The sequence below is a fragment of the Fictibacillus halophilus genome (genome assembly GCF_042680145.1).
In the GTDB taxonomy this organism is placed as follows: Bacteria; Bacillota; Bacilli; order Bacillales; family Fictibacillaceae; genus Fictibacillus; species Fictibacillus halophilus_A.
In genome coordinates this window covers 177,765-198,470 of record NZ_JBHTNQ010000007.1, presented here as the reverse complement: position 1 = coordinate 198,470, position 20,706 = coordinate 177,765, and the positions used below count along the sequence as shown (strand labels likewise).

The 20,706-nt window shown below is 39.0% G+C and carries 18 protein-coding genes; 14 read left to right on the top strand and 4 right to left on the bottom strand.

The genetic code is table 11. The annotated features are described in order from the left end of the window. Positions 1-66 precede the first annotated feature (66 nt). The 6 genes from ACFQ4X_RS18650 to ACFQ4X_RS18625 all read left to right on the top strand — a co-directional run bounded on the left by ACFQ4X_RS18650 (position 67) and on the right by ACFQ4X_RS18625 (position 6,518). On the top strand, positions 67-651 hold the full coding sequence (locus tag ACFQ4X_RS18650; RefSeq protein WP_379837844.1) for a vWA domain-containing protein: 585 nt from the start codon (positions 67-69) through the stop codon (positions 649-651). A 162-nt stretch (positions 652-813) separates the two neighbouring features. Further along, on the top strand, positions 814-1,827 hold the full coding sequence (locus ACFQ4X_RS18645) for a LacI family DNA-binding transcriptional regulator (protein ID WP_379837842.1): 1,014 nt from the start codon (positions 814-816) through the stop codon (positions 1,825-1,827). A gap of 111 nt (positions 1,828-1,938) precedes the next feature. Then, a complete protein-coding gene (locus ACFQ4X_RS18640; protein WP_379837840.1) occupies positions 1,939-3,249 on the top strand; it encodes an ABC transporter substrate-binding protein in 1,311 nt (436 codons plus the stop codon). A gap of 84 nt (positions 3,250-3,333) precedes the next feature. Then, entirely contained in the window at positions 3,334-4,233 is a 900-nt protein-coding gene (locus tag ACFQ4X_RS18635) for a carbohydrate ABC transporter permease (RefSeq protein ID WP_379837838.1), read from the top strand. 129 nt (positions 4,234-4,362) lie between these two features. Beyond that, a complete protein-coding gene (locus ACFQ4X_RS18630; protein WP_379837962.1) occupies positions 4,363-5,139 on the top strand; it encodes a carbohydrate ABC transporter permease in 777 nt (258 codons plus the stop codon). 14 nt (positions 5,140-5,153) lie between these two features. Continuing rightward, positions 5,154-6,518, top strand: a complete 1,365-nt coding sequence (locus tag ACFQ4X_RS18625; RefSeq protein ID WP_379837836.1) for a GH1 family beta-glucosidase — start codon at positions 5,154-5,156, stop codon at positions 6,516-6,518. Positions 6,519-6,574: 56 nt separating this feature from the next. Here the strand turns inward: ACFQ4X_RS18625 and ACFQ4X_RS18620 are convergent, their stop codons facing one another. The 3 genes from ACFQ4X_RS18620 to ACFQ4X_RS18610 form a co-directional block, all read right to left on the bottom strand. Beyond that, positions 6,575-7,189: a TasA family protein gene (locus tag ACFQ4X_RS18620; RefSeq protein ID WP_379837834.1), complete on the bottom strand. Its 615-nt coding sequence runs from the start codon at positions 7,187-7,189 to the stop codon at positions 6,575-6,577. An 84-nt stretch (positions 7,190-7,273) separates the two neighbouring features. Then, complete coding sequence (gene sipW / locus ACFQ4X_RS18615; protein WP_379837832.1) at positions 7,274-7,816, bottom strand: signal peptidase I SipW; 543 nt, start codon at positions 7,814-7,816, stop codon at positions 7,274-7,276. After that, on the bottom strand, positions 7,788-8,447 hold the full coding sequence (locus tag ACFQ4X_RS18610) for a hypothetical protein (RefSeq protein WP_379837830.1): 660 nt from the start codon (positions 8,445-8,447) through the stop codon (positions 7,788-7,790). Before ACFQ4X_RS18610 ends, sipW begins: the two co-directional genes overlap by 29 nt. A gap of 120 nt (positions 8,448-8,567) precedes the next feature. Between ACFQ4X_RS18610 and ACFQ4X_RS18605 the strand changes: the two genes are divergently transcribed. From ACFQ4X_RS18605 to ACFQ4X_RS18590, 4 genes are all read left to right on the top strand, one after another. Beyond that, entirely contained in the window at positions 8,568-10,421 is a 1,854-nt protein-coding gene (locus ACFQ4X_RS18605) for a M4 family metallopeptidase (protein ID WP_379837828.1), read from the top strand. A gap of 213 nt (positions 10,422-10,634) precedes the next feature. Further along, complete coding sequence (locus ACFQ4X_RS18600; protein ID WP_379837826.1) at positions 10,635-11,882, top strand: helix-turn-helix domain-containing protein; 1,248 nt, start codon at positions 10,635-10,637, stop codon at positions 11,880-11,882. A gap of 391 nt (positions 11,883-12,273) precedes the next feature. After that, a complete protein-coding gene (locus ACFQ4X_RS18595) occupies positions 12,274-13,665 on the top strand; it encodes an MBL fold metallo-hydrolase (protein WP_379837824.1) in 1,392 nt (463 codons plus the stop codon). Positions 13,666-13,756: 91 nt separating this feature from the next. Continuing rightward, positions 13,757-13,966, top strand: a complete 210-nt coding sequence (locus ACFQ4X_RS18590) for a hypothetical protein (RefSeq protein ID WP_379837970.1) — start codon at positions 13,757-13,759, stop codon at positions 13,964-13,966. A gap of 338 nt (positions 13,967-14,304) precedes the next feature. Here ACFQ4X_RS18590 and ACFQ4X_RS18585 read toward each other — a convergent pair whose 3' ends face one another. Beyond that, positions 14,305-15,645 (bottom strand): GntP family permease, encoded by a 1,341-nt coding sequence (locus ACFQ4X_RS18585; RefSeq protein ID WP_379837822.1) that lies wholly within the window; start codon positions 15,643-15,645, stop codon positions 14,305-14,307. Between the two features lie 196 nt (positions 15,646-15,841). On the opposite strand from ACFQ4X_RS18585, the gene ACFQ4X_RS18580 reads away from it, so the two are divergent. The 4 genes from ACFQ4X_RS18580 to ACFQ4X_RS18565 all read left to right on the top strand — a co-directional run bounded on the left by ACFQ4X_RS18580 (position 15,842) and on the right by ACFQ4X_RS18565 (position 20,507). Then, positions 15,842-16,165, top strand: a complete 324-nt coding sequence (locus ACFQ4X_RS18580; protein ID WP_379837820.1) for an inner-membrane translocator — start codon at positions 15,842-15,844, stop codon at positions 16,163-16,165. 98 nt (positions 16,166-16,263) lie between these two features. Then, complete coding sequence (locus tag ACFQ4X_RS18575) at positions 16,264-16,869, top strand: SAM-dependent methyltransferase (protein WP_379837818.1); 606 nt, start codon at positions 16,264-16,266, stop codon at positions 16,867-16,869. A gap of 16 nt (positions 16,870-16,885) precedes the next feature. After that, on the top strand, positions 16,886-17,989 hold the full coding sequence (locus tag ACFQ4X_RS18570) for a threonine aldolase family protein (protein ID WP_379837816.1): 1,104 nt from the start codon (positions 16,886-16,888) through the stop codon (positions 17,987-17,989). 175 nt (positions 17,990-18,164) lie between these two features. Beyond that, a complete protein-coding gene (locus tag ACFQ4X_RS18565; RefSeq protein ID WP_379837814.1) occupies positions 18,165-20,507 on the top strand; it encodes an alkaline phosphatase D family protein in 2,343 nt (780 codons plus the stop codon). The last annotated feature ends 199 nt before the right edge of the window (positions 20,508-20,706 follow it).

Here is a 20,706-nt window from a genome sequence, read left to right as displayed (position 1 = left end):
CGACCAAATTATGGATAAGTGCAGCTATTATTATAGCATGACAAACAAATTTGGAGGATGATTAAGATGAATAAGAATTTAACAGAGATTATTTTTTTGCTGGATAGAAGCGGGTCAATGTCTGGATTAGAAAATGATACAATCGGTGGTTTTAATGCTTTTGTTGAAAGGCAATGCCAGCTCGAGGGAGACACGCTGCTCACCACAGTTCTTTTTGATGACCAGTATGAAGTGTTGTGGAACGGAAAAGATGCGGCGAAAGTAAAATTAACATCTAAAGAGTATTACGTAAGAGGGACTACAGCATTATTGGATGCAGTAGGTAAAACCATTTTAGATGTTGGCCACCGATTATCAAAGACACCAGAGGAGCAAAGGCCGGGCAACATCATTTTTGTGATCACAACAGATGGTATGGAGAATGCGAGTCGTGAATTCACCTATGAAAAGGTAAAAGAACTTATCAATCGTCAGCAAGAAAGATACAGCTGGGAGTTTATTTTCATGGGAGCAAACATTGACGCTGCAGAAGAGGCGGAGAGTTTGGGGATTAGTAAAGACAATGCTTTCGACTTTGAGGCATCAGAGGTTGGTGTTGAAAAGATGTACAATGTGATGTGTGAGGCAGTAACTTTTAAAAGACAAGGGTGATTCTATATTTGAAGACAAGAGTAATAACCTATATTTAAGATGGGAGGTAGTATATCCTGTCTTTTTTTTGTTTGTAAAAGTGAAAAAATTGTATTGAAACTTAATTTTCTGTGAGTTATAATTCCAATTAACGAAAGCGCTTTCGATAAAGAGGAGATAACAATGGTTACCATCTATGACATAGCAAAGAAAACGGGTTTTTCTACGACTACAGTTTCTAAAGCACTTAACAATTATTCAGATGTTAGTGAGAAGACGAGACAGAAAATTCTTCAGGCCGTGGAAGACATGGGCTATTTACCAAATGCACATGCTCAATCACTGTCAACGAAAAAGTCTTGGACAATCGGTGTTATGTTTTCTGAAGACAATGAAGTCGGAATGAAGCATCCTTTTTTTAGTGCCATAATAGAAAGTTTTCGAAAAAATGCTGAACGTGAAGGGTATGACTTGATTTTCGCTTCACGACATCTGCGTAATAGAGATATCAGTTACTTAGAACATTTTTCATATCGTGCTGTTGATGGCATAGTAGTTATTTGTTCTGATCCGCAAGATCCGCAAGTACAAGAGATGATAAATAGTAATATTCCAATTGTAGTAATCGATATGAACAATCAAAATTGCAGTCTTGTATATTCGGATAATATTGAAGGCGGAAAGCTGGCAGTTAACTATTTGCATTCACTTAGACATACGAAAATTGCTCATATAGCAGGTGATGCCTCAACAGATGCTGGTGCAGAGAGAATCAAGGGATATAACAAGGCTATGAATGACCTGAAGCTGCCGATACATGAAGGCTATCTGATTAATGGCGGATTGTTTTCGATAAACGAAGGTAAAGCAGCTATGGAAAAACTATTGTCGTTGGATGATGTTCCGACAGCAGTGTTTGTAGCTGGCGATCATATGGCTATCGGTGCAATTGAGGCCATTAAGGAGAAGGGGTTAAGAGTGCCGGAAGATATTTCGATCATTGGATATGATGATATCGAAATGGCCGCATACATTACTCCTAAATTAACTACGATCAAACAAGATACAGATATGATTGGTTATCAAGCAGCACAGCTATTAATGAACCAGATTCTTCAAAAGAAAAAATTAGTCGTCTCTAAGAAAATTCCAGTTGAACTTATTATTCGTGAATCTTGTTCAAAAAAAGAGAATTAAAAAAGAAAAAATTTTTTTCGGTAATTTCGAAAGCGGTTTCGAAATTTTTTTTCACAAAAAATCGAAACCGTTTTCGTAAATATAATCTTATATAAAGGCAGGGGTAAACACATGAAAAAGATGATTAGTATGTTTTTGTCTTTAGTGTTGTTAGTGGGATTATTTGCAGGTTGTTCAAGCGACCAAAACACATCAGGTGATTCTAAGAAAAAAGCAGATCTAAAAATCTGGTCATTTACAGATGAACTTAAGAAACCAATTAAAACTTTTGAAGAGAAGAATGGTGTAACAGTAGAGTTAACGATTGTTCCAATTGCAGACTATCCAACAAAGTTAAAGCCAGTTCTTGAAAGCGGTGTTGGAGCACCTGACGTTTTTACAGGTGAAATTGCCTTTTTGAAACAATGGATTGATGCTGGCTACTGGGAAAATTTATCGGAAAAGCCTTATAACGCAGATGAGATTTCCGATAAGTATGTGCCATATGTTTACGACTTAGGAAAAGATAAAGATGGTAATGTACGTGCGCTATCTTGGCAAACAACGCCTGGTGGCATTTATTACAAGCGAAGCATTGCAAAGGAAGTATTAGGAACAGATGATCCAGCTCAAGTTGGAGAAATGATGGGTTCCATGGATAAAGTATTTGAAGTAGCCGAAAAAATGAAAGAAAAAGGCTATAGCATGTTCCCTGACGAAGGTTCGATCCGCTGGTTTGCACAAGGTGATAACCCGCAGCCATGGGTAAATGAGAAGAATGAGCTACAGCTGACGGAAGAAAAAATTGCGTACATGGATTATTCAAAACAGCTTAGAGAAAAGAACTATACAGCATTAGCTCCTGAATGGTCACCATCTTGGTTTGAGGCTATGGATAAGCCGGTCAAGGTGAAAGAGAATGGCAAAGAAAAAGAGACAGAAGTATTTTCATATGTTCTTCCTACATGGGGACTTCACAGCGTATTAAAAACAAATGTAAAAGAATCAGTTGGAGACTGGGCTGTAACAAGTGGTCCGAGCCCTTATTTCTGGGGTGGAACATGGCTTGGTGTTTACAACAAGTCTGAAAATAAAGAGCTAGCTTATAAATTTGTGAAAATGATGACTCAAGATGATGAATTCTTAACATCTTGGAGCAAAGAAACAGGGGACGTACTTTCTTACCTTCCTGTTACAGATGCCATTAAAGATGACTTTAGCGATAAATTCTTAGGTGGACAAAATAACTATCAATTTTTCTTAGATCAATCAAGTAAGATCACTCCAGGAATCGTAACAAAGTACGATCAGCAGCTAGATACACTTTACGGAAATGCGGTTCAGCAGTATGTGACGGGCAAAAAATCAAAGGATGCAGCAATTAAAGAATTTTATCAAAAAGCGCAAAATGCTTATCCTGACTTAAAAGTGCCGCAGAAGTAAGTAAGTATGTAAGTAAGTAAATTAATGTGCAAGTGGCGGGGGAAGTACTCTGCCACTGCACAATTATTGAAAGGGGGAGGGGAGATGAAAAATCTAAACCGTTACGGCTATGTTTTTATTGCCCCATTTTGGATCATCTTCTTGGTGTTTAGTATTTATCCAGTTTTATTAACGTTCTATTACAGCTTTACTAATTATTCAGGCAGTGGTGAAGCGCAAGTAGTAGGACTCGCAAATTATAAACGCCTGCTGACAGATACGTATTTTGTAGAAGCCTTCTTTAATACTTGGAAAATTTGGGGTGTGAATTTTGCCCTTCAAATAGGACTCGCTTTAATTCTAGCGATGATTTTTTCAGATATGAGAATGAAGTTAAAAGGACTTGCTTTTTTTAGATCGATCTTTTACCTTCCCAATTTAATTACAATCAGTTCGGTCGCTCTGTTGTTCGGTATTTTACTAGATTGGCAGCATGGTTCGTTAAACATGATGCTGCTGAAGCTGGGAATCATTTCGGATCCGATCAACTGGCTGAATGAACCGACGACCGCTCAGCTTTCTGTATCGCTGATCTTGACGTGGATGTGGTTTGGCCACTCATTTATTGTCGTGATGGCAGGGGTGTCGGGGATATCCAAAGACTATTACGAAGCTGCATTGATTGACGGTGCAAATCGCTGGCAGACCTTTTCTAAGATTACGATCCCGCTTTTAAAGCCTATCCTGCTTTATATCATGATTACCTCATTAATTGGAGGTCTTCAATTGTTTGATTTGCCGATGCTTTTAACAGATGGAATCGGATCACCTGACGGTTCGCTTAATACAATGGTGCTCTATTTATACAATCAAGCCTTTAAATATAACAATTATGGATACGCTGCTGCTGTAGCTTATGGCTTATTTGTTATCACTCTCATATTCTCTGCTTTTATCTTCAAAGGGATGTATGGGAAAGAACGTAAACAACCAAGGCAGGTGTAAAGCATGATAGGGAAAACAGCGGTAGATAAAAGTTTTTCAAATCCAGTTCAAAATAAAAGTGTAATAGAATCGAAACCAAAACCAAAAAGAAGTATACCAAAACTGATTTTGTACATCGTACTCAGTGTTATGGCTATCGTCTGCTTCATTCCGTTTTTAATGATGCTTGTAAATGCAACCCGTTCCAATGAAGCGATTTTATCCGGTTTTACTTTAATCCCTGGCAGTACATTGGTTGAAAATTATCAAACGATGATGAGCTATATCAATATTTGGGCAGGTTTTAAAAATAGTTTAATCATTTCAGTTCTCGTTACGTTTTTGTCGGGATACTTTTCAGCTTTAACGGCTTACGGATTCGCTTTTTATATATTCAAGGGCAAAAATGCGATGTTTGTTTTTATGTTAGTGATGATGATGGTTCCTGGACAACTAGGATTGATAGGATTTTATGAGTTAAGTAAAACACTAGGAATACTCGATACCTATATTCCATTAATTGTACCGGCAGCGGCGAGTCCGTTCGTGGTTTTCTTTCTCCGCCAATATATTATAACAACGCTTCATCCTAGTCTGATTGAAGCAGCAAGAATTGATGGCGCAAGTGAATTTAAGATCTTCCATACGATTGCAATTCCTATTATGATGCCAGCGATTGCAACGATGTCCATCTTCACCTTTATTGGATCATGGAATAACTACATCATGCCTTTAGTGGTTTTATTCTCACCTGAAAAATTCACATTGCCGGTATTGATGGGATTCTTAAAAGGCTCGCAAGTCGCACAGAATCTTGGATCAATGTATCTAGGGATCGCTATCTCGGTAGTGCCAATCATGATTGCTTTTCTATTTTTATCTAAATATATCGTTAACAGCATTTCAGCAGGTTCTATAAAAGAATAGAGGAGAGAACATCTATGAAATTTAATGATAACTTTGTTTTTGGAACAGCAACATCTTCCTATCAGATTGAGGGAGCTAGATTAGAAGAAGGAAGATCTCTTTCTATCTGGGATACGTTTTGTGACGTTCCAGGAAAAGTATATAAACAGCACAACGGAAGCATTGCTTGTGACCACTATCACCGTTTTGAAGAGGATATCCAAAACATAAAGCAGCTTGGGGTAGAAACTTACCGCTTTTCTGTTTCATGGCCGCGTATTTTTCCTGAAAAGGGTGTGCTTAATCCAGAGGGAATCGCTTTTTATAAAAAATTGACTACACGTTTGATTGAAGAGGGAATAAAGCCAGCAATCACTCTTTATCACTGGGATCTTCCTTTATGGGCACATAAGGAAGGCGGATGGGTGAGCCGTGAATCTGTTGAATGGTTCTTGGATTTAGCGAGAGTTTGCTATCAGGAGCTTGATGCTGAAGTGGACTCATGGATCACACATAATGAGCCTTGGTGTGCAGGATTCCTAGGGTATCATCAAGGATTTCATGCACCTGGTCATACAAATATGGATGAAGCGGTCAAAGCGGTTCACCACATGCTTCTTTCACACGGAAAAGCGGTTCAATTATTAAAAAATGAATTTCAATCCGAAACGCCTATCGGAATTACGTTAAACCTATCACCAATCTATGCAAAAACAGATTCAGTGAATGACCAGCTTGCTGCTAATAATGCAGACGGATATTCAAACAGATGGTTTTTAGATCCTGTGTTCAAGGGGCAATATCCAGTAGATATGATGAACCTTTTCTCAAAATATGTTCATTCATATGACTTTATTGAACAGGAAGACATGGAGGTAATCTCCACTCCATGCGACTTTTTTGGAATCAATTATTATAGCCGTGGCCTAGTTGAATTTTCAGCAGCAAATGATTTCTTGCACAGAGGTGCATACTCTGATTATGACAAAACAGGCATGGGCTGGGATATTGCGCCTGAAGAATTTAAGGATTTAATCAGAAGACTAAGAGCAGAATATACAGATCTGCCGATTTTCATTACAGAAAACGGAGCAGCTTTTGATGACCATGTTGAGAATGGAAGAGTCCATGATAAGGAACGTGTAGATTATATCGAAAAGCACCTGCAAGCGGTTTCTGACCTAAATGATGAAGGAATGAATATTCAAGGATACTATTTATGGTCCTTAATGGATAATTTCGAATGGAGCTTTGGCTATGATAAACGATTTGGAATTATCTATGTGGACTTTGACTCACAGGAAAGAATTTGGAAAGACAGTGCTTATCGTTACGCAGAGATTGTAAAGAATAGAGGAAATCAAAAAAGCAACAAAGGTACGGATGTTTTAAGCGTATAGGTGAATTATTATAGAAGACAATGAAAAGGACTGCCACAAAAGCAGTCCTTTTTAAATTAGTTGTTATCTGGATCAGTATCGTCATTGTAAACACCAGGTGCCTGTTCTGCGTTGAATGTCCAATCTACTTGCAGCTTATCGCCTTGGAATTGGTTTTGATCTTCGCCGTTATCGACAAACTGGAATAACACGAACATTTTTTCTTTCTCACCAGGAGGAATTCCGTCTGGTCGCTGTGTGCTGCCTACAAACTCATCAATAGCTGTTAAATCAGGTTTTTGTTCTTTAAGTTGAGCTAGTGTTGTTTCAACCACAGGAACCGTCGCGCTGCTCGTGTTATACATGATGGTTACTTTGATATGATTGGCAAGGTCATCTGTATTATCTGCTTTAGCATCTTCAACCGTATACTTTGTATCCAATAGAACTTTGTAAATGTCTAATGATCCTTTGTTTTCGAACGTGAACTCGCGATAGACCTCATCTCCTGGTTTAATGTTGTCGATATTGACCACAGCATTCGGATTGATGGATAAATCAAGCGTACCTGCAGCGAATGTGTTTTTTGTTTCAAAAGTGTCACTGAAATATGCGAATGTACCTCCGCCCATTAGTGATAAACCTAGTGCTGCTGTCATTACACCTTTACTTACTGTCTTTGTAAAGCCCATTTTCTCAACCTCCAATAGTATTATGTAGATCAAATTTTATTAAACTCGTATGTATGGTTTTATACATAGAGAGCTAACCGTGACTTATACTTTTTCTAAATCTATTTTTCTAGCAGCTTTCACAATGGATATGAGAGCAGTTACAAATAATAGAAGTCCTGGTATGAATAAAAGAAGGGCAGAAGCTTCTTTCGACTGAGTCAAATTTAATGCAAAACCTAGATAAGGAACCGTAAAGCCCGTATACTTGCCAATCACATCACTGGATTTGACAGACCACATATCGGGTCCGTCATTGTTATCGCCTTTAGTAAGATAAGAAACTTGTCCATTTTTATTTTTAACCTCAGTAATCCTGTGAGTAACCAGCTTTTCTTCCATATGGAAAGTAATAATATCGCCCTTATCAAAGGAAGAAGGATCGTCTGCAAGTTTAATAGTAATGACGGATCCGGTTTGAAAGACTGGTTCCATAGAACCTGATAAAACAGCTTTTATCTGGTAACCGAATATGGTAGTTTCAGTTCCGGAAAAACGTGATGATAAAATAATAAAAGCGAGAAAACATATTATGATGAGTAAAGCGCTGCTCACTAGTTTAGTTGCTATCTTTAGCAATTTCTTCATTTTCAGTCACTCCTTCGTTTTGAACTGCGTTTTCCTCAGGTGTTTGTATTTCTTCAGGATTAACGTTTTCTTCTGTTTCAATAGAAGGAACAAGATCCTTGTCCTTTTTAAGAGTTTCTTTAAATTTATTTATGCGCTGTTCTATAGAAGTACGTGTTTGTTTTATGTATTGAAAATCAATCTTCTGTTTCATTTCTTTACTTACCTCATTTATTAATTTCCATCCTTCATGAACATAACGATATGTTTTTGGATCTAGCTTTTTAACTTGAATTTCATAGTTTGACAGTTCATTACGGACACCCTCAAAATCACGGAATAACATGTGAATTTCTTTTTCTTTTGCTGTGATTTTAGCTAGAGCTTCATTCAGTTCTTGTAAAGTTGCATCGTCTGAGACTTGAGGGAGGGTGTTGTATATTAAGCCCATCTCCTTATAAATTTGTTGTCCAGAGTTTGTGAGTTCACTGATCGCAGCTGGAAAAACAACTGCAGCTGAAACTTCAATGGGTTTTAGTAGAGCCTGACTGGAGAAAGCGGCTTCCGTTTGCCCTGCAACTTGTGCTCCTGTGTAAAAGGAAACGGCGCACAATCCTAACAGAAGAATGCCATCATAATATTTGCCTCTCATTTTCAGTCCCTCCTAATCTTGTTGATTGACCCTATTATTGCAGAATAAGCCCGGAATTGTTATTGGGTTAATTTGCGCTAAAATCATGGACATTTCTTGTCGAAAATAGGGAGAATGCAGGTGAAAGCGCAGAAAATGGTCTTAGAATTAACCCAATTGACCGTGTTCGTGATCTTCTTAATAATTGGAATTATTCCGGAAGCACATTATGAAGAAGAGGTGAATGAATTGAAGAAGAAAAAACAAAAAAGGTTAAACCAAAAAGTAGTAATACCAGCAGTTTTAGCATTATCGGTTACTTTAGGAGGACTTTCTTTACCTGGATCCCAAGCGTATGCTAATGAGCCAACCGTGTTGTTTCAAGCACCTGAGGGTTTGAGTAAAGCAGAAGTTGTAAAAGCATACTTGCAATCACAAGTGGTTTCAGGCGTTGGGACAAAAACATTATCTACAATTGGTGATCAGTTTAAGATTGTAAGTGAATTTGCAGATAGTGCGACGAATACATATCACGTTCGTACTGTTGAGCAATACAATGGTATTCCGATCTATGGAAGCGGACAAACTGTTGCACTTGATGCTGACAACAATGTGTATGCGTCATTTGGAAAGGTATCCCAAAATCTAGCACGTTCTATTATTCCAACTGAACCTTCCATTACAAAAGAGGGTGCAGAAACAACGGCAAAAGAACATGTGGTATCGCAAATTGGTGAAGTAAAGGAATATGATGGCGTAGAAACGGAACTTACGATCTATCCGTATGAAGGAAGAAACTATCTAACTTACTTAGTGAAAGTTTCTACTTCTGTTCCTGCTCCAGGGTTTTACCATTACTTTATTGATGCAACAACTGGAGAGATTGTGGATCAGTTCAACGCTGTCCACGAAGCGGATGCACCAGCAGTCACTCCTATAACAGGGAGAGGACTGGATGTATTCGGTAAAGTGCAGAACTTTATTGCAGTAAAGGACAGTGTTTCTGGTAAGAGTTATCTGCATGGAGCAGCAATAGCCGGGGGAACAACAACTAACCCGAACATAGTACCCGTTCATACGTATAAAGCGAACCGAATGGGTGAGACGCCTTTCATTCTTTTATCAGGGCTTTTTGGTTTTACCGGTTTTGAAGTAGAGACAGGAACTAGTTTCTTTGCAGACCCTGCAGCGGTTTCAGCTCATTCAAACTCGATCAAAGTAAATAACTACTATCAAAGTATCCATAAACGTAACAGTATAGATGGAAACGGAATGCCGATTATCAGCACGGTTCACATCGGTTCAAAATGGAACAATGCGGCTTGGAATGGAAAGCAGATGCTGTATGGAGATGGTGACGGTATTCTATTCAGTTCACTAGCTGGTGCTATGGATGTTGCAGGACATGAGATGACACACGGTGTAATCTCCAAAACAGCTAATTTAACGTACCAAGGTGAATCTGGTGCAATCAATGAATCCCTCGCTGATATTTTTGGAGCACTGGCTGAAATGCATTCACAAGGATTAACAAGCCCGTCTGAATGGGAAATGGGTGAAGATATTTTCACACCAAATGTTCCAGGTGACGGAGGACTTCGTTCAATGAGCAATCCAAAATCCAAAAAGCTTTCTGCAGCTTATGGCTTAAAAGACAACGCTTATCCAGATCATTATGAAGACCGTTATTTAGGAGAGTTAGACAAAGGCGGCGTTCATATTAACAGCTCAATCAACAACAAAGCAGCGTACCTGATCTCAGAAGGTGGCGAGCATCGCGGTGTAACGGTAACAGGTATCAAACGTGCGAAAACAGAGAAAATCTTCTACCGTGCTTTAACTAACTACCTTGTACCATCTTCAGGATTTAAAGAAATGCGTGCAGCTGCAATCCAGTCAGCACGTGATCTTTATCCAGACCGTAACGGAGCACCATCAGCAGAAACAAAGGCAGTAATCGCAGCCTACGATGCGGTTGGTGTCCCAGCACAATAATTTTTATCTTCCACGAAAGAGCCTTCTTTCGTGGATTTTTTATGGTAATTTATCGTGTCTTTTGTACCTCCTTCACTTTTGCTTAATAGACCTTAGTGCTTAAAAATAAGGGATGTAAAGGGATATAGAAGGAAGAGTAATTATGAACAAAGAAATAGAAATATCAATTTGAATCAACTTTTGTTCATAACAGTGGGATAGGGAGAGACATGTATGCTTGAGGGAGAAATTATAAAATTTTACCGAAAAAAAAGAGGACTGTCACAAGAACAATTAGGAAAGGACATTTGTACAACTACACATGTCAGTAAGATCGAGCGGGGACAGACGAAATACTCCGCTGAAATAATAGCCTTATTCTCTAAGCGTCTTGAAATTGATATACACAAAGAAATAGAATCCTTCCAAACCATTGAGAAAAAATTGCATCAATGGCATGCCTCAATCATCATGCAAAGAATAAAAGAGGTAGAGAAAACAAAAAAAGAACTGGATCAGTTTCCGCTGATTCGTTCATCCAAGCATGCTGTCCTTTACCAGTTAATACTGGCCAGATATTATATACTGCACAAAGAGTCTGCTAAAGCGATTGACGTAATCAATCAGATTCAAAAACAGGCATTTACGATGTCTCGTTATGAAGAAAACCTGCACAAACATATACTCGGGATCTATTATTTGCAAAAGTACAATGATTTTCATAATGAGAATCGGACAATAGCGGTCGAAATCTTAACATCAATCAATATGGATGATTACCAAAATGAAGAACTCTACTATCACTTAGCATTGGCTTATCATTGGATAAGTTCTAAGACAAACGCATACATTTATGCAAAGAAAGCAGTGGAATATTTTAAGAAAACGAATAATTTCTTTAGAGCCATCCAAGCAGAATCAGTTATGCTTGTGCAAATTGAATGTGCAGCAGATTCAGATTTCAAAGATAAAGTTGAACGGTACCAAAATTTAATTGAGGATAGTGAAGCCTTAAATGAAGTAACGATCACGGCTATGCTTTATCATAATTTAGGTTTTGAGTATTTCAAAAGAAAAGACTACCAAAATGCTCATACGTATTATGAAAAAGCATTAAAGATGGCTAACAAGCAATCTTCCATTTATTTAAATCGTTTGTTTAATTTTCTTGATAACGCTATAGATGGAGAATTAATAACTTCCAAACGATTGTTAAAATATGCGGATGAAGGACTTTCATCAGCAAAGTCATTAAAAGAACCGTTATACCAGCATTTGTTTAACCTTCTCATATATAAGATCAAGAATCAGTATGACCTGTATTATGATTATTTAGAAGGAACAGCTCTTCCCTTCTTTTTATCAAACAATCAATTTACGATGATCGATAAGTTTGGGAAACAATTATATCAACAATTTATGGATACAAAACAATATGAAAAAGCTGCTCAGGTTTCGAGTTTATTTATAAATAGAATCTAATAATCAGTGTTAATTTGACAGAGAGCATTATTAAACTCTCTGTTTTTAGTTTTTGTCTAAGGCTGATTTAGTAAACCTTGTTGCTATTTGAAGGGGTTGATCTCCGCTCCAGGATGCTCGCTTTCCGCGGGGCGTGCGGTGAGCCTCCTCGGCACTTTGTGCCCTTAGGAGTCTCACCTGTCCCGCTGATCCCGTAGGAGTCTCCCACCTTGCGCTCCTATCAACTAGACCAAGAAGCTTAATCAACAAAAAATGTTCAAAAGCAACAATCTTTTAGAAATGAGCCTTGTCTAAAGTTATATTCTCTACATCAATGGGTAAAATACCTATGCAGGTATTTTGGGATATTTATAGAAATAATCATCGGAACAAAATTGAGAGGGGAATACACATGTATTTTAAATCATTCTTTGATGAACAGCTTGCGCATATGTCATACCTTATTGGCTGCCAGAAGACTGGAGAGGCCATTGTGATTGATCCGGCAAGGGATGTTGAGCCGTATCTTGAGGTTGCTAAAAAAGAAGGCTTCAAGCTTCATGCAGCAGCAGAAACACATATTCATGCAGATTACCTTTCAGGAGCACGAGAACTTGCACATCTTTATAACACTAAATTATTTATGTCAGATGAAGGGGATAAAGATTGGAAGTATCAATACATTTCAGAGTATGATCATGAATTATTAAAAGAAGGGTCCGCATTTTCAATCGGGAACGTTCATTTTGACGTGATTCACACACCAGGCCATACGCCAGAGAGCATTTCCTTTGTTTTAACAGATAAAGGCGGTGGAGCAAATGAGCCGATGGGAATATTTACAGGAGATTTTCTTTTCGTTGGCGATGTCGGACGCCCGGATTTGCTTGAAAAAGCCGCTGGGGTTGCAGGGACATCAGAAACAGGTGGAAAGCAGCTGTTTCAGTCTCTTCAAAAGGTTGGGAAACTTCCTGAATTTCTTCAAGTTTGGCCAGCTCATGGTGCCGGGAGCTCCTGCGGTAAATCTTTAGGGGCAGTTCCTGTGTCCACATTAGGGTATGAAAAGAAATTTAACTGGGCTTTTCAGATTAAAGAAGAGAAACAACTCTTGGATGAGCTACTGGCTGGACAGCCCGAGCCGCCTAAATATTTTGCTCAAATGAAGAAACTGAACAAAATAGGTCCTGAATTATTAAATAAAGAAAAAACACCAAAAGCATCTCTGCCATTAAACCATGGTGAAGTTTTAGTAGATACACGCCCTGCTGCTGAGTTTGAAAAAGGTCATGTGAAAGGTTCCTTGAATTTGCCGTATAACGGTTCCTTTACGAATTGGGCAGGCTGGCTGCTGGATTATGAAACCAACATTGTTTTAATTGTTAAAGAAGAAGAGAACTTGTTAAATGTGAAAAAATCTCTGCAATCCATCGGTCTTGATCAGGTTACGGGCTATCTATTGCCTGAAGATATCGGTCAAGAACTTGAAGAAGGATATGAATCCATTTCTGCTGAAAAAGCAAAAAAATTACTGGATAAAGAAGATTTCTATCTTATCGATGTACGTTATCAAAACGAGTGGGATGACGGTCACATTCCTGGTGCCCATCATCACATGCTAGGGAACTTAGAAGATCAGCTCAATGAAATACCAAAGGATAAAAAAATCATCACTCACTGTAAGTCTGGAGCACGTTCTGCAATCGGCACGAGCTTGCTTCAAGCAAAAGGCTTTAAAAATGTTCTTAACTTAGAAGGCGGTTTTTCAGATTGGCAAAAAGAAGGATTACCGGTTAAAAAGGATTAAATGCAAGCCCCTGTTGAAGCAGGGGTTTTTGTTTATCCTGTGTAATTCTTTCCTTTTTGGGGAACATAAAAAATCATAGGAGGGATGAACGATGAAAGAAAAAGAAGAAAAAGTGAATCAAGAAACTTCTGAAGGATTAAATCAGCTTGTTGAAATTATTAATGCTAAAGGCGATACAGAAGAATTACAAGAAATCGTCAATAAATACGATGATAAAAAGGAACATTCCCCTTTATGCAATGACGACTTTTTCTACACGGACTTAAGAGCGATTGCAGAAGACGGGGCAAAAGAAGATTAAAAAAGACAGAGCGCAACCGCGTCTCTGTCTTTTAATTTGGCTTTTCACTAAAAGTTTGTTGCTATTGATTCATGTTTCATTCTCTTCATTGACAAGTTGATTGGAGAGCAAGGTGCGAGACTCCTGCGTGCCAGCCACCTGAATAAACCTCTTGCAAGGCATGCGACGAGGAACACCCTTCGTTCGAATTTGCTTGTAGACGCAGGAGCACATAAATCCCTTTGAAGGTGAGACTCCTAATGGCGCAAAGCGCAAGGAGGCTCACCGCCCGCCCCGCGGAAAGCGAGCATCCTGCAACGGAAATCAACCACTTCCAAAAGCAACAAGGATTGCGCGATTTAAACCAATATCACCCACAAGATCATCGTGAAGACAATCGTTACAATACCTTGCAGCAATGTAGCCATCGTTTGTGCTTTATAGGCATCTGTTACTTTCATCCCTGTAAACTCTGTCACTACCCAGTAGAAGCTGTCGTTCACATGGCTTACTGTCATTGCTCCTGCTCCAATTGCCATAACGACCAGCGCCAGCGGAACGGCTCCTTCAATTCCCAGACCAGGAAGCATCGGCGCGATAAGTGAAGATGTAATAACGAGGGACGCAGTCGAAGATCCTTGTGCTGTTTTTAAAGCAGCTGCAATCAGGAATGGAATGAGCAGGAATAGAGCTCCGCTAAAAATATCACCAAGCGACCAGCTTTGAATGATATCTGCGATGCCTGTATTTTTAATAACTCCTCCAAATGCTCCGCCAGCCCCAGTGATTAATAGGATGGGAGCGGCATCTAACAGCGCTTCTCCAACCCATTTTGTCATCGTTTCTTCGTTGTATTTCGGCAGCAAAAAGAATGCCGCAATCACACCAGCTAATAAAGCCACAAGAGGACTTCCTAAGAATAGAAAGAAGTTTGCGATGTCTCCTTTTGCACCTTGATAGGTCACAACAGAACCAACACCAATTAAAACAATCGGAAGCACGATCGGTAAAAAGGATAAAAATGTGGAAGGCATTTTACCAAATGAAGAGACAATTTCATCATAATTCAATTCTTCACCGTCATCTTCAACTTCAATTTTATCGGCCACTTTTACTGCCCATAAATAGCCGGCAATGGTAGCGGGAATGGCAACGATCAGCCCAATGACAATAATCGTTCCTAAAAATCCATTTGCACCAATATTACCAGCGGCTGCAATAGGACCAGGGGTTGGAGGGACGAGCGTGTGTGTGGCATACAAACCTGTAGCAAGAGCGACAGACATAGAAGCAACAGCCACTTTTGCCCGTTTTGCGAGTGCTTTTCTTAAAGAAGACAAAATGACGAATCCAGAATCACAGAAAACAGGAATAGAAACGATGTAGCCAATAATACTCATAGCGAGCTGAGGTCTTTTCGGTCCGACAACTCGAAGAACCACCTCTGCCATACGAAGGGCGGCTCCGGATTTCTCAAGAATGGTACCGATGATCGTTCCAAAAACGATAACGAGCCCGATTCCACCCATTAGACCGCCAAAACCAGTGTTAATGTTTTCAACAATCTTCATCAAAGGCATGCCGGAAACGATTCCGACAAAGAAGGTTCCTAGAATCAAAGATAAAAATGGATGAAGCTTAAATTTCGTGGTAGCGATTACAACTAACAGTACACCGATTAATAAAATGAAAAATAACATGATGTGCCCTCCAATTCTATTTTTGTTAGAGTTCCTAAAAGTAAGGAGAGATTCTTAAACTTTCTACAAGTGTAGTACAAAGTCCAGCAATGTCAATTCATCTTTTGCAGTAGTTTAATAATCATCATTTGGATTACATATGTTTCCATTATGGATAAACTAATCTAAACTAGACTGAAAGATAGGAGGATGAAAAATGGACAGTGTTATTCTTTGGTCTTATTTCATCGTTATTCTACTGCTGAATTATGCGGCTGTAAAAGTCAATAAAAGCGGGAGATTAAAGTTGTTTTATTCAGGACTCATCTTAATGATTTTAGCTCCAGTAATGGCTTTTATTACAGGTGCCCTATTGCTTAATTTAGTAGCCGATATTGGAGAAGGTGCTGGATACGGCGGGTTCTTCTTTGGATTTGTAACACTAGTGAATGGATTTGTGATGCTTGCGGCAAGTTTATTCATCGGCCTTAAGAAATACTTTAAGAGTAACAAGCAAAATGATTTGCAGGAAAAGCCATAAAAATATATGCAGAGGAACACAAATAAATGCTTTGGGTAAGTGCGAGAGGATTTTTGTTATTATAGGAGTATATGTATAAATAATAGGAGTCTTCCATCATGAAAGAACAATATTATGATCAATTGCTCAACATTCATACACACGGTAATCAAAAAGGATTCCATCCTTCGATGCATTATAACCGTTACGAACCTACTCCTTATGAAGCTCTGGAAACATTGTTTGAACACTATGTATTAAAGAGCAGTGACCAAATAGTGGATTTCGGATGCGGAAAAGGACGGCTAAATTTCTTCGTTCACCACTTATTTCAGGCATCCGCTGCAGGAATTGAAATGGATGAAACATTTTATGAAGAGGCACTCGAAAACAAAAAGAATTATATAAAGAAACACAGAAAAGGAATGGAAAGCATTCATTTTCAATGCTGCTTAGCAGAAGAATACAAAATCGATTCTAAAGATAATCGGTTTTATTTTTTTAACCCATTTTCTCTGCAGATCTTCATGAGAACAATCAAAAATATCCTGCGTTCTGTTGAGAAAAAACCGAGGGAAATTGAATTGATTTTATATTATGCACCAGAAGAATATATCTACTTTTTAGAGAATCAAACAGCATTTGAGTTGAAAGAGGAGATCGTATTGCCAGAACTGTACGAGAAAAATCCATATGAAAAGTTTTTAATTTATCGTTTGGTGTAGGAAAGGAGTGAGCTGCATGACTCAAGAGAACCCTTTGTTAAAGGCTTTTAAGGAAACAGAATATCAAATTCCCGGCCATGGTAAACGGGATAATTCTGTGTTAAAAGAAGCTCTGGAAACAATAGATGGACAGCTTGAAAGTGATGTTTACGGGAATGGAAAGGTCATTGAAGACTTTCAGGAAAAAATAGCAAAGTTCTTAGGAAAAGAATCATCTGTCTTTTTTCCGAGCGGTACAATGGCACAGCAGATCGCATTAAGAATCTGGTGTGATCAAAAGAGTTTAAAAAAGGTAGCTTATCATCCACTATCCCATCTGGAGATTCATGAAGAAGACGGTTTGAAAAAATTGCACGGTATAGAGCCTATTCTTCTAGCGGACAAGGAAAGAGTAATTACTCTTAAGGATGTTGTAAATATGAAAGAGGAAATTTCCTGTTTGCTGCTGGAATTGCCACAGCGTGAAATCGGCGGGCAGCTTCCGGAATATGAGGAACTTGTCGCTATTTCAAACTATTGCCGGGATAAAGGGATTAAACTTCATCTGGATGGCGCGAGATTGTTTGAAATTCTTCCTTTCTACCAGAAGACCGCGGAGGAAGTTTGTTCTCTTTTTGATAGTGTTTATGTTTCTTTCTATAAAGGAATCGGAGGTGTTGCAGGCGCAATTCTTGCGGGTCCTAAAGATTTTACAGAGGAATCAAAGGTATGGAAAAGGCGCCATGGCGGTGACCTGATTTCTCTTTATCCGTACATTATCAGTGCAAATTATTACTTTGACCAGAGAGTTAATAAGATGGAGCAATATTATGAAGAAGCGAAAGAACTCGCTGTGCTTTATAATCAGTGCTATTGTGTTAAGACTGTTCCGCTTGAACCTGTCTCAAATATGTTTCATGTTTATTTTACAGTACCAAAAAATAAGCTTGAGCCTATCCTCTTAGAACTGTATAACGAAACAGATATTGGTTTAACGGGATCCTTAAGAGAAGTTAGTGAATCTGAATGTTATTTTGAAGTTAACATAGGTGACCAATATACTAATATACCTAATGAGAGGCTAAAGAAAGTGTTCTTCAGCTTAGATAAAAGATTGCGAGAAAATAGAATCCGAGTATAACTAAATTCAAATTAGAATAACATAGTCTGTGAAAAAGTTCTTGATTCGCTCAAGGACTTTTTTGTTGTTTTAGCGGTTTTTTTACAATTCTTTATTCTTCTGTAACGGAGAATTTATTTTCATTTCATAGAATCTAAATTGTTATACAAGGAAAGTATCAAAGGAGTGGGTTATATTGGGTTTTGAGAAATGGTTAAAAGAGTTTAATCTTGAAAAAATGAATCGCAGGAACTTCCTTAAAACGACAGGTAAATCTGCTGCGGCAACTGCAATCGGACTATCTATTCCTGCAATTAATCAAACTGAAGAGATTGAAGCTGTTCCAGTTTTTACAGGCAATCCATTTACCCTAGGTGTTGCTTCTGGGGATCCTCTTCCTGACAGCGTAGTGCTCTGGACAAGACTCGCTCCTAATCCTCTTGCAGAGGATGGAAAAGGCGGAATGGAAAACAGGTATGTTTCCGTTCAGTGGGAAATATCCTACGATGAAGCGTTCAATAAAACTGTTCTTTCTGGAAATGAGATTGCAGCGCCTGAGCTTGGACATTCCGTTCATGCAGAAGTGTATGGGTTAAAACCAGGAAAAGAGTACTATTATCGGTTCAAGGCAGGTAATGAAATAAGTCCAGTAGGAAGAACAAAAACAGCACCTCAGCGTGATGCAGATATTAAAAGTCTAACGTTTGGCATTGCATCGTGTCAGGCTTGGACGGGTGGCCGTTTTGCTGCTTATCATAATATGGTCGAAGAGGACCTTGATTTTGTCTTCCATTTAGGAGATTACATATATGAAAAAGGAGATACAGAAACACTTACCGATTATCGCCTGCTTCATGCACAATATAAAACATCTCAGGATTTGCAGGCTGCACATGCCAAGTTCCCTTTTATTGTTACATTTGATGACCACGAAGTAGACAATGATTGGTCTGATGATATTTCTGATCCGAATTATCCGGGAGGTGAGCGTGAACGATTCCTCGCTGTTCGCGCAGCAGCTTTTCAAGCGTATTATGAACACATGCCGCTAAGACGAAGATCGAAGCCAAACGGTCCAGACATGCTTCTTTACCGTAAGTTTACGTTTGGCAGCTTAATAGAATTCAGCATTTTAGATACGAGGCAATACAGGGATAATCAAGTAGGAAGCGGCTTTCCTGGTGGACCTCTTGATCCTGAAGCGTCAAATCCTAACCGAACGCTTGTTGGATCTGAACAAGCGGATTGGCTCTTGAAAAATCTTCGGGATTCACGTTCTAGATGGAACGTAATCGCTCAGCAGACCATGATGGCACAGTACGATTACGACCCAGGTGAAGGAATTAGCGTTAATCACGACCAATGGGATGGCTATTCTGCAGATCGAGATCGTCTATTTTCTTTTATTAAAAAATATGAGCCTTCTAATCCGGTCGTTCTGAGCGGCGATTGGCACTCAAGCTGGGTAAACGATCTGAAGGAAGATTTTAACGACTCAAGCTCTAAAACCTTGGCAACAGAATTTGTCGGAACGTCAATAAGTTCAGGATGTGGATGGAAAAATCAAATAGAAGCAGCACTTTCCGTTAATCAGCATGTTAAATTCTTTGATGGAGATTACCGCGGGTATGTGAAATGCCATGTCACACATAAGTCGTGGGAATCGGATTATCGAGTTGTGTCTTCTCCAAGTAATCCAGACGCTGTTGCAGTAACGCTTGCTTCTTTTACAGTGAAAAATGGAAAAGCAGGAGCAGTCAGAATTGGTGGTGTAGACATTACTCGTATTGCAGCTGACACCATGATGGCAGGTCAGCCAAGTCCTGTTAAAGTAACATTAAGTAATGGTACAGCAAAGCAAGTAGAAGTGACTGTGAAAATTCCTGTTCCAACTGGATGGAAGAGCGAGAGCTTCACAAAAGTACTTGAACCATCCGACGAGGCTGTATTTGATGTGATGGTAACTCCTCCCGCAGAAATACCTGCAACAGAAAGACTTCGTGTAGAAGTGAATGCTGGAGAAACGGCCGTATATGGTCCGCCGCGGGACATTCAAGTGGTATCAGCATTATCAGGTGAAAATGTTCAGCTTGCTTTAGACGGTGGAAGCAGCTCAACGCCAATTTTTCCGACATACAAGAGATTGGTTCCTGAAGATACATGGGAAGTTTCAAACGGATACGGATGGGTTGGTACGGCACCATTTGCTAGAGATAGAGGTAATGCTGATGCATTGCAACGTGATTTAATAGCATCACGAGAAGAGCTTACTATTTTCAGAGTAAACGTACCTGCTGGAATCCACAAAGTTTACTTCCTGACTGGTGATTCCGTTTATGGATCTGCAAACACCATCATACGATCAGACAACAAACTATTAGCCGAGGCTGGCTATGCTTTGGATCCTGGTCAATTTAAATGGCTCAGCTTTGAACTGGATGGAGGAAGTACAGGAAAGGAAATTGATCTTGAAATTTCTAGCGAACTAGGTGATGGGGCATGGCGCCTAGTAGCGTTTGTAATGAAGGGACTGAAATAATAGGAACGCAGAAAAAACTCAAGCCGAAGCATGCTTGAGTTTTTTTGTAGGTTGCTCATGTAAATAGATGCAAAAATGAGGAGTCAGGGAAAAAGGATGAACCATCCCCGAAAGGAATTTAAAGGCAGTATGAAGGTACAAGCCCTATTTGCATAAGAATTATTAGAATTATTTCGGGTATAAATTGGCTGTAGTTGTC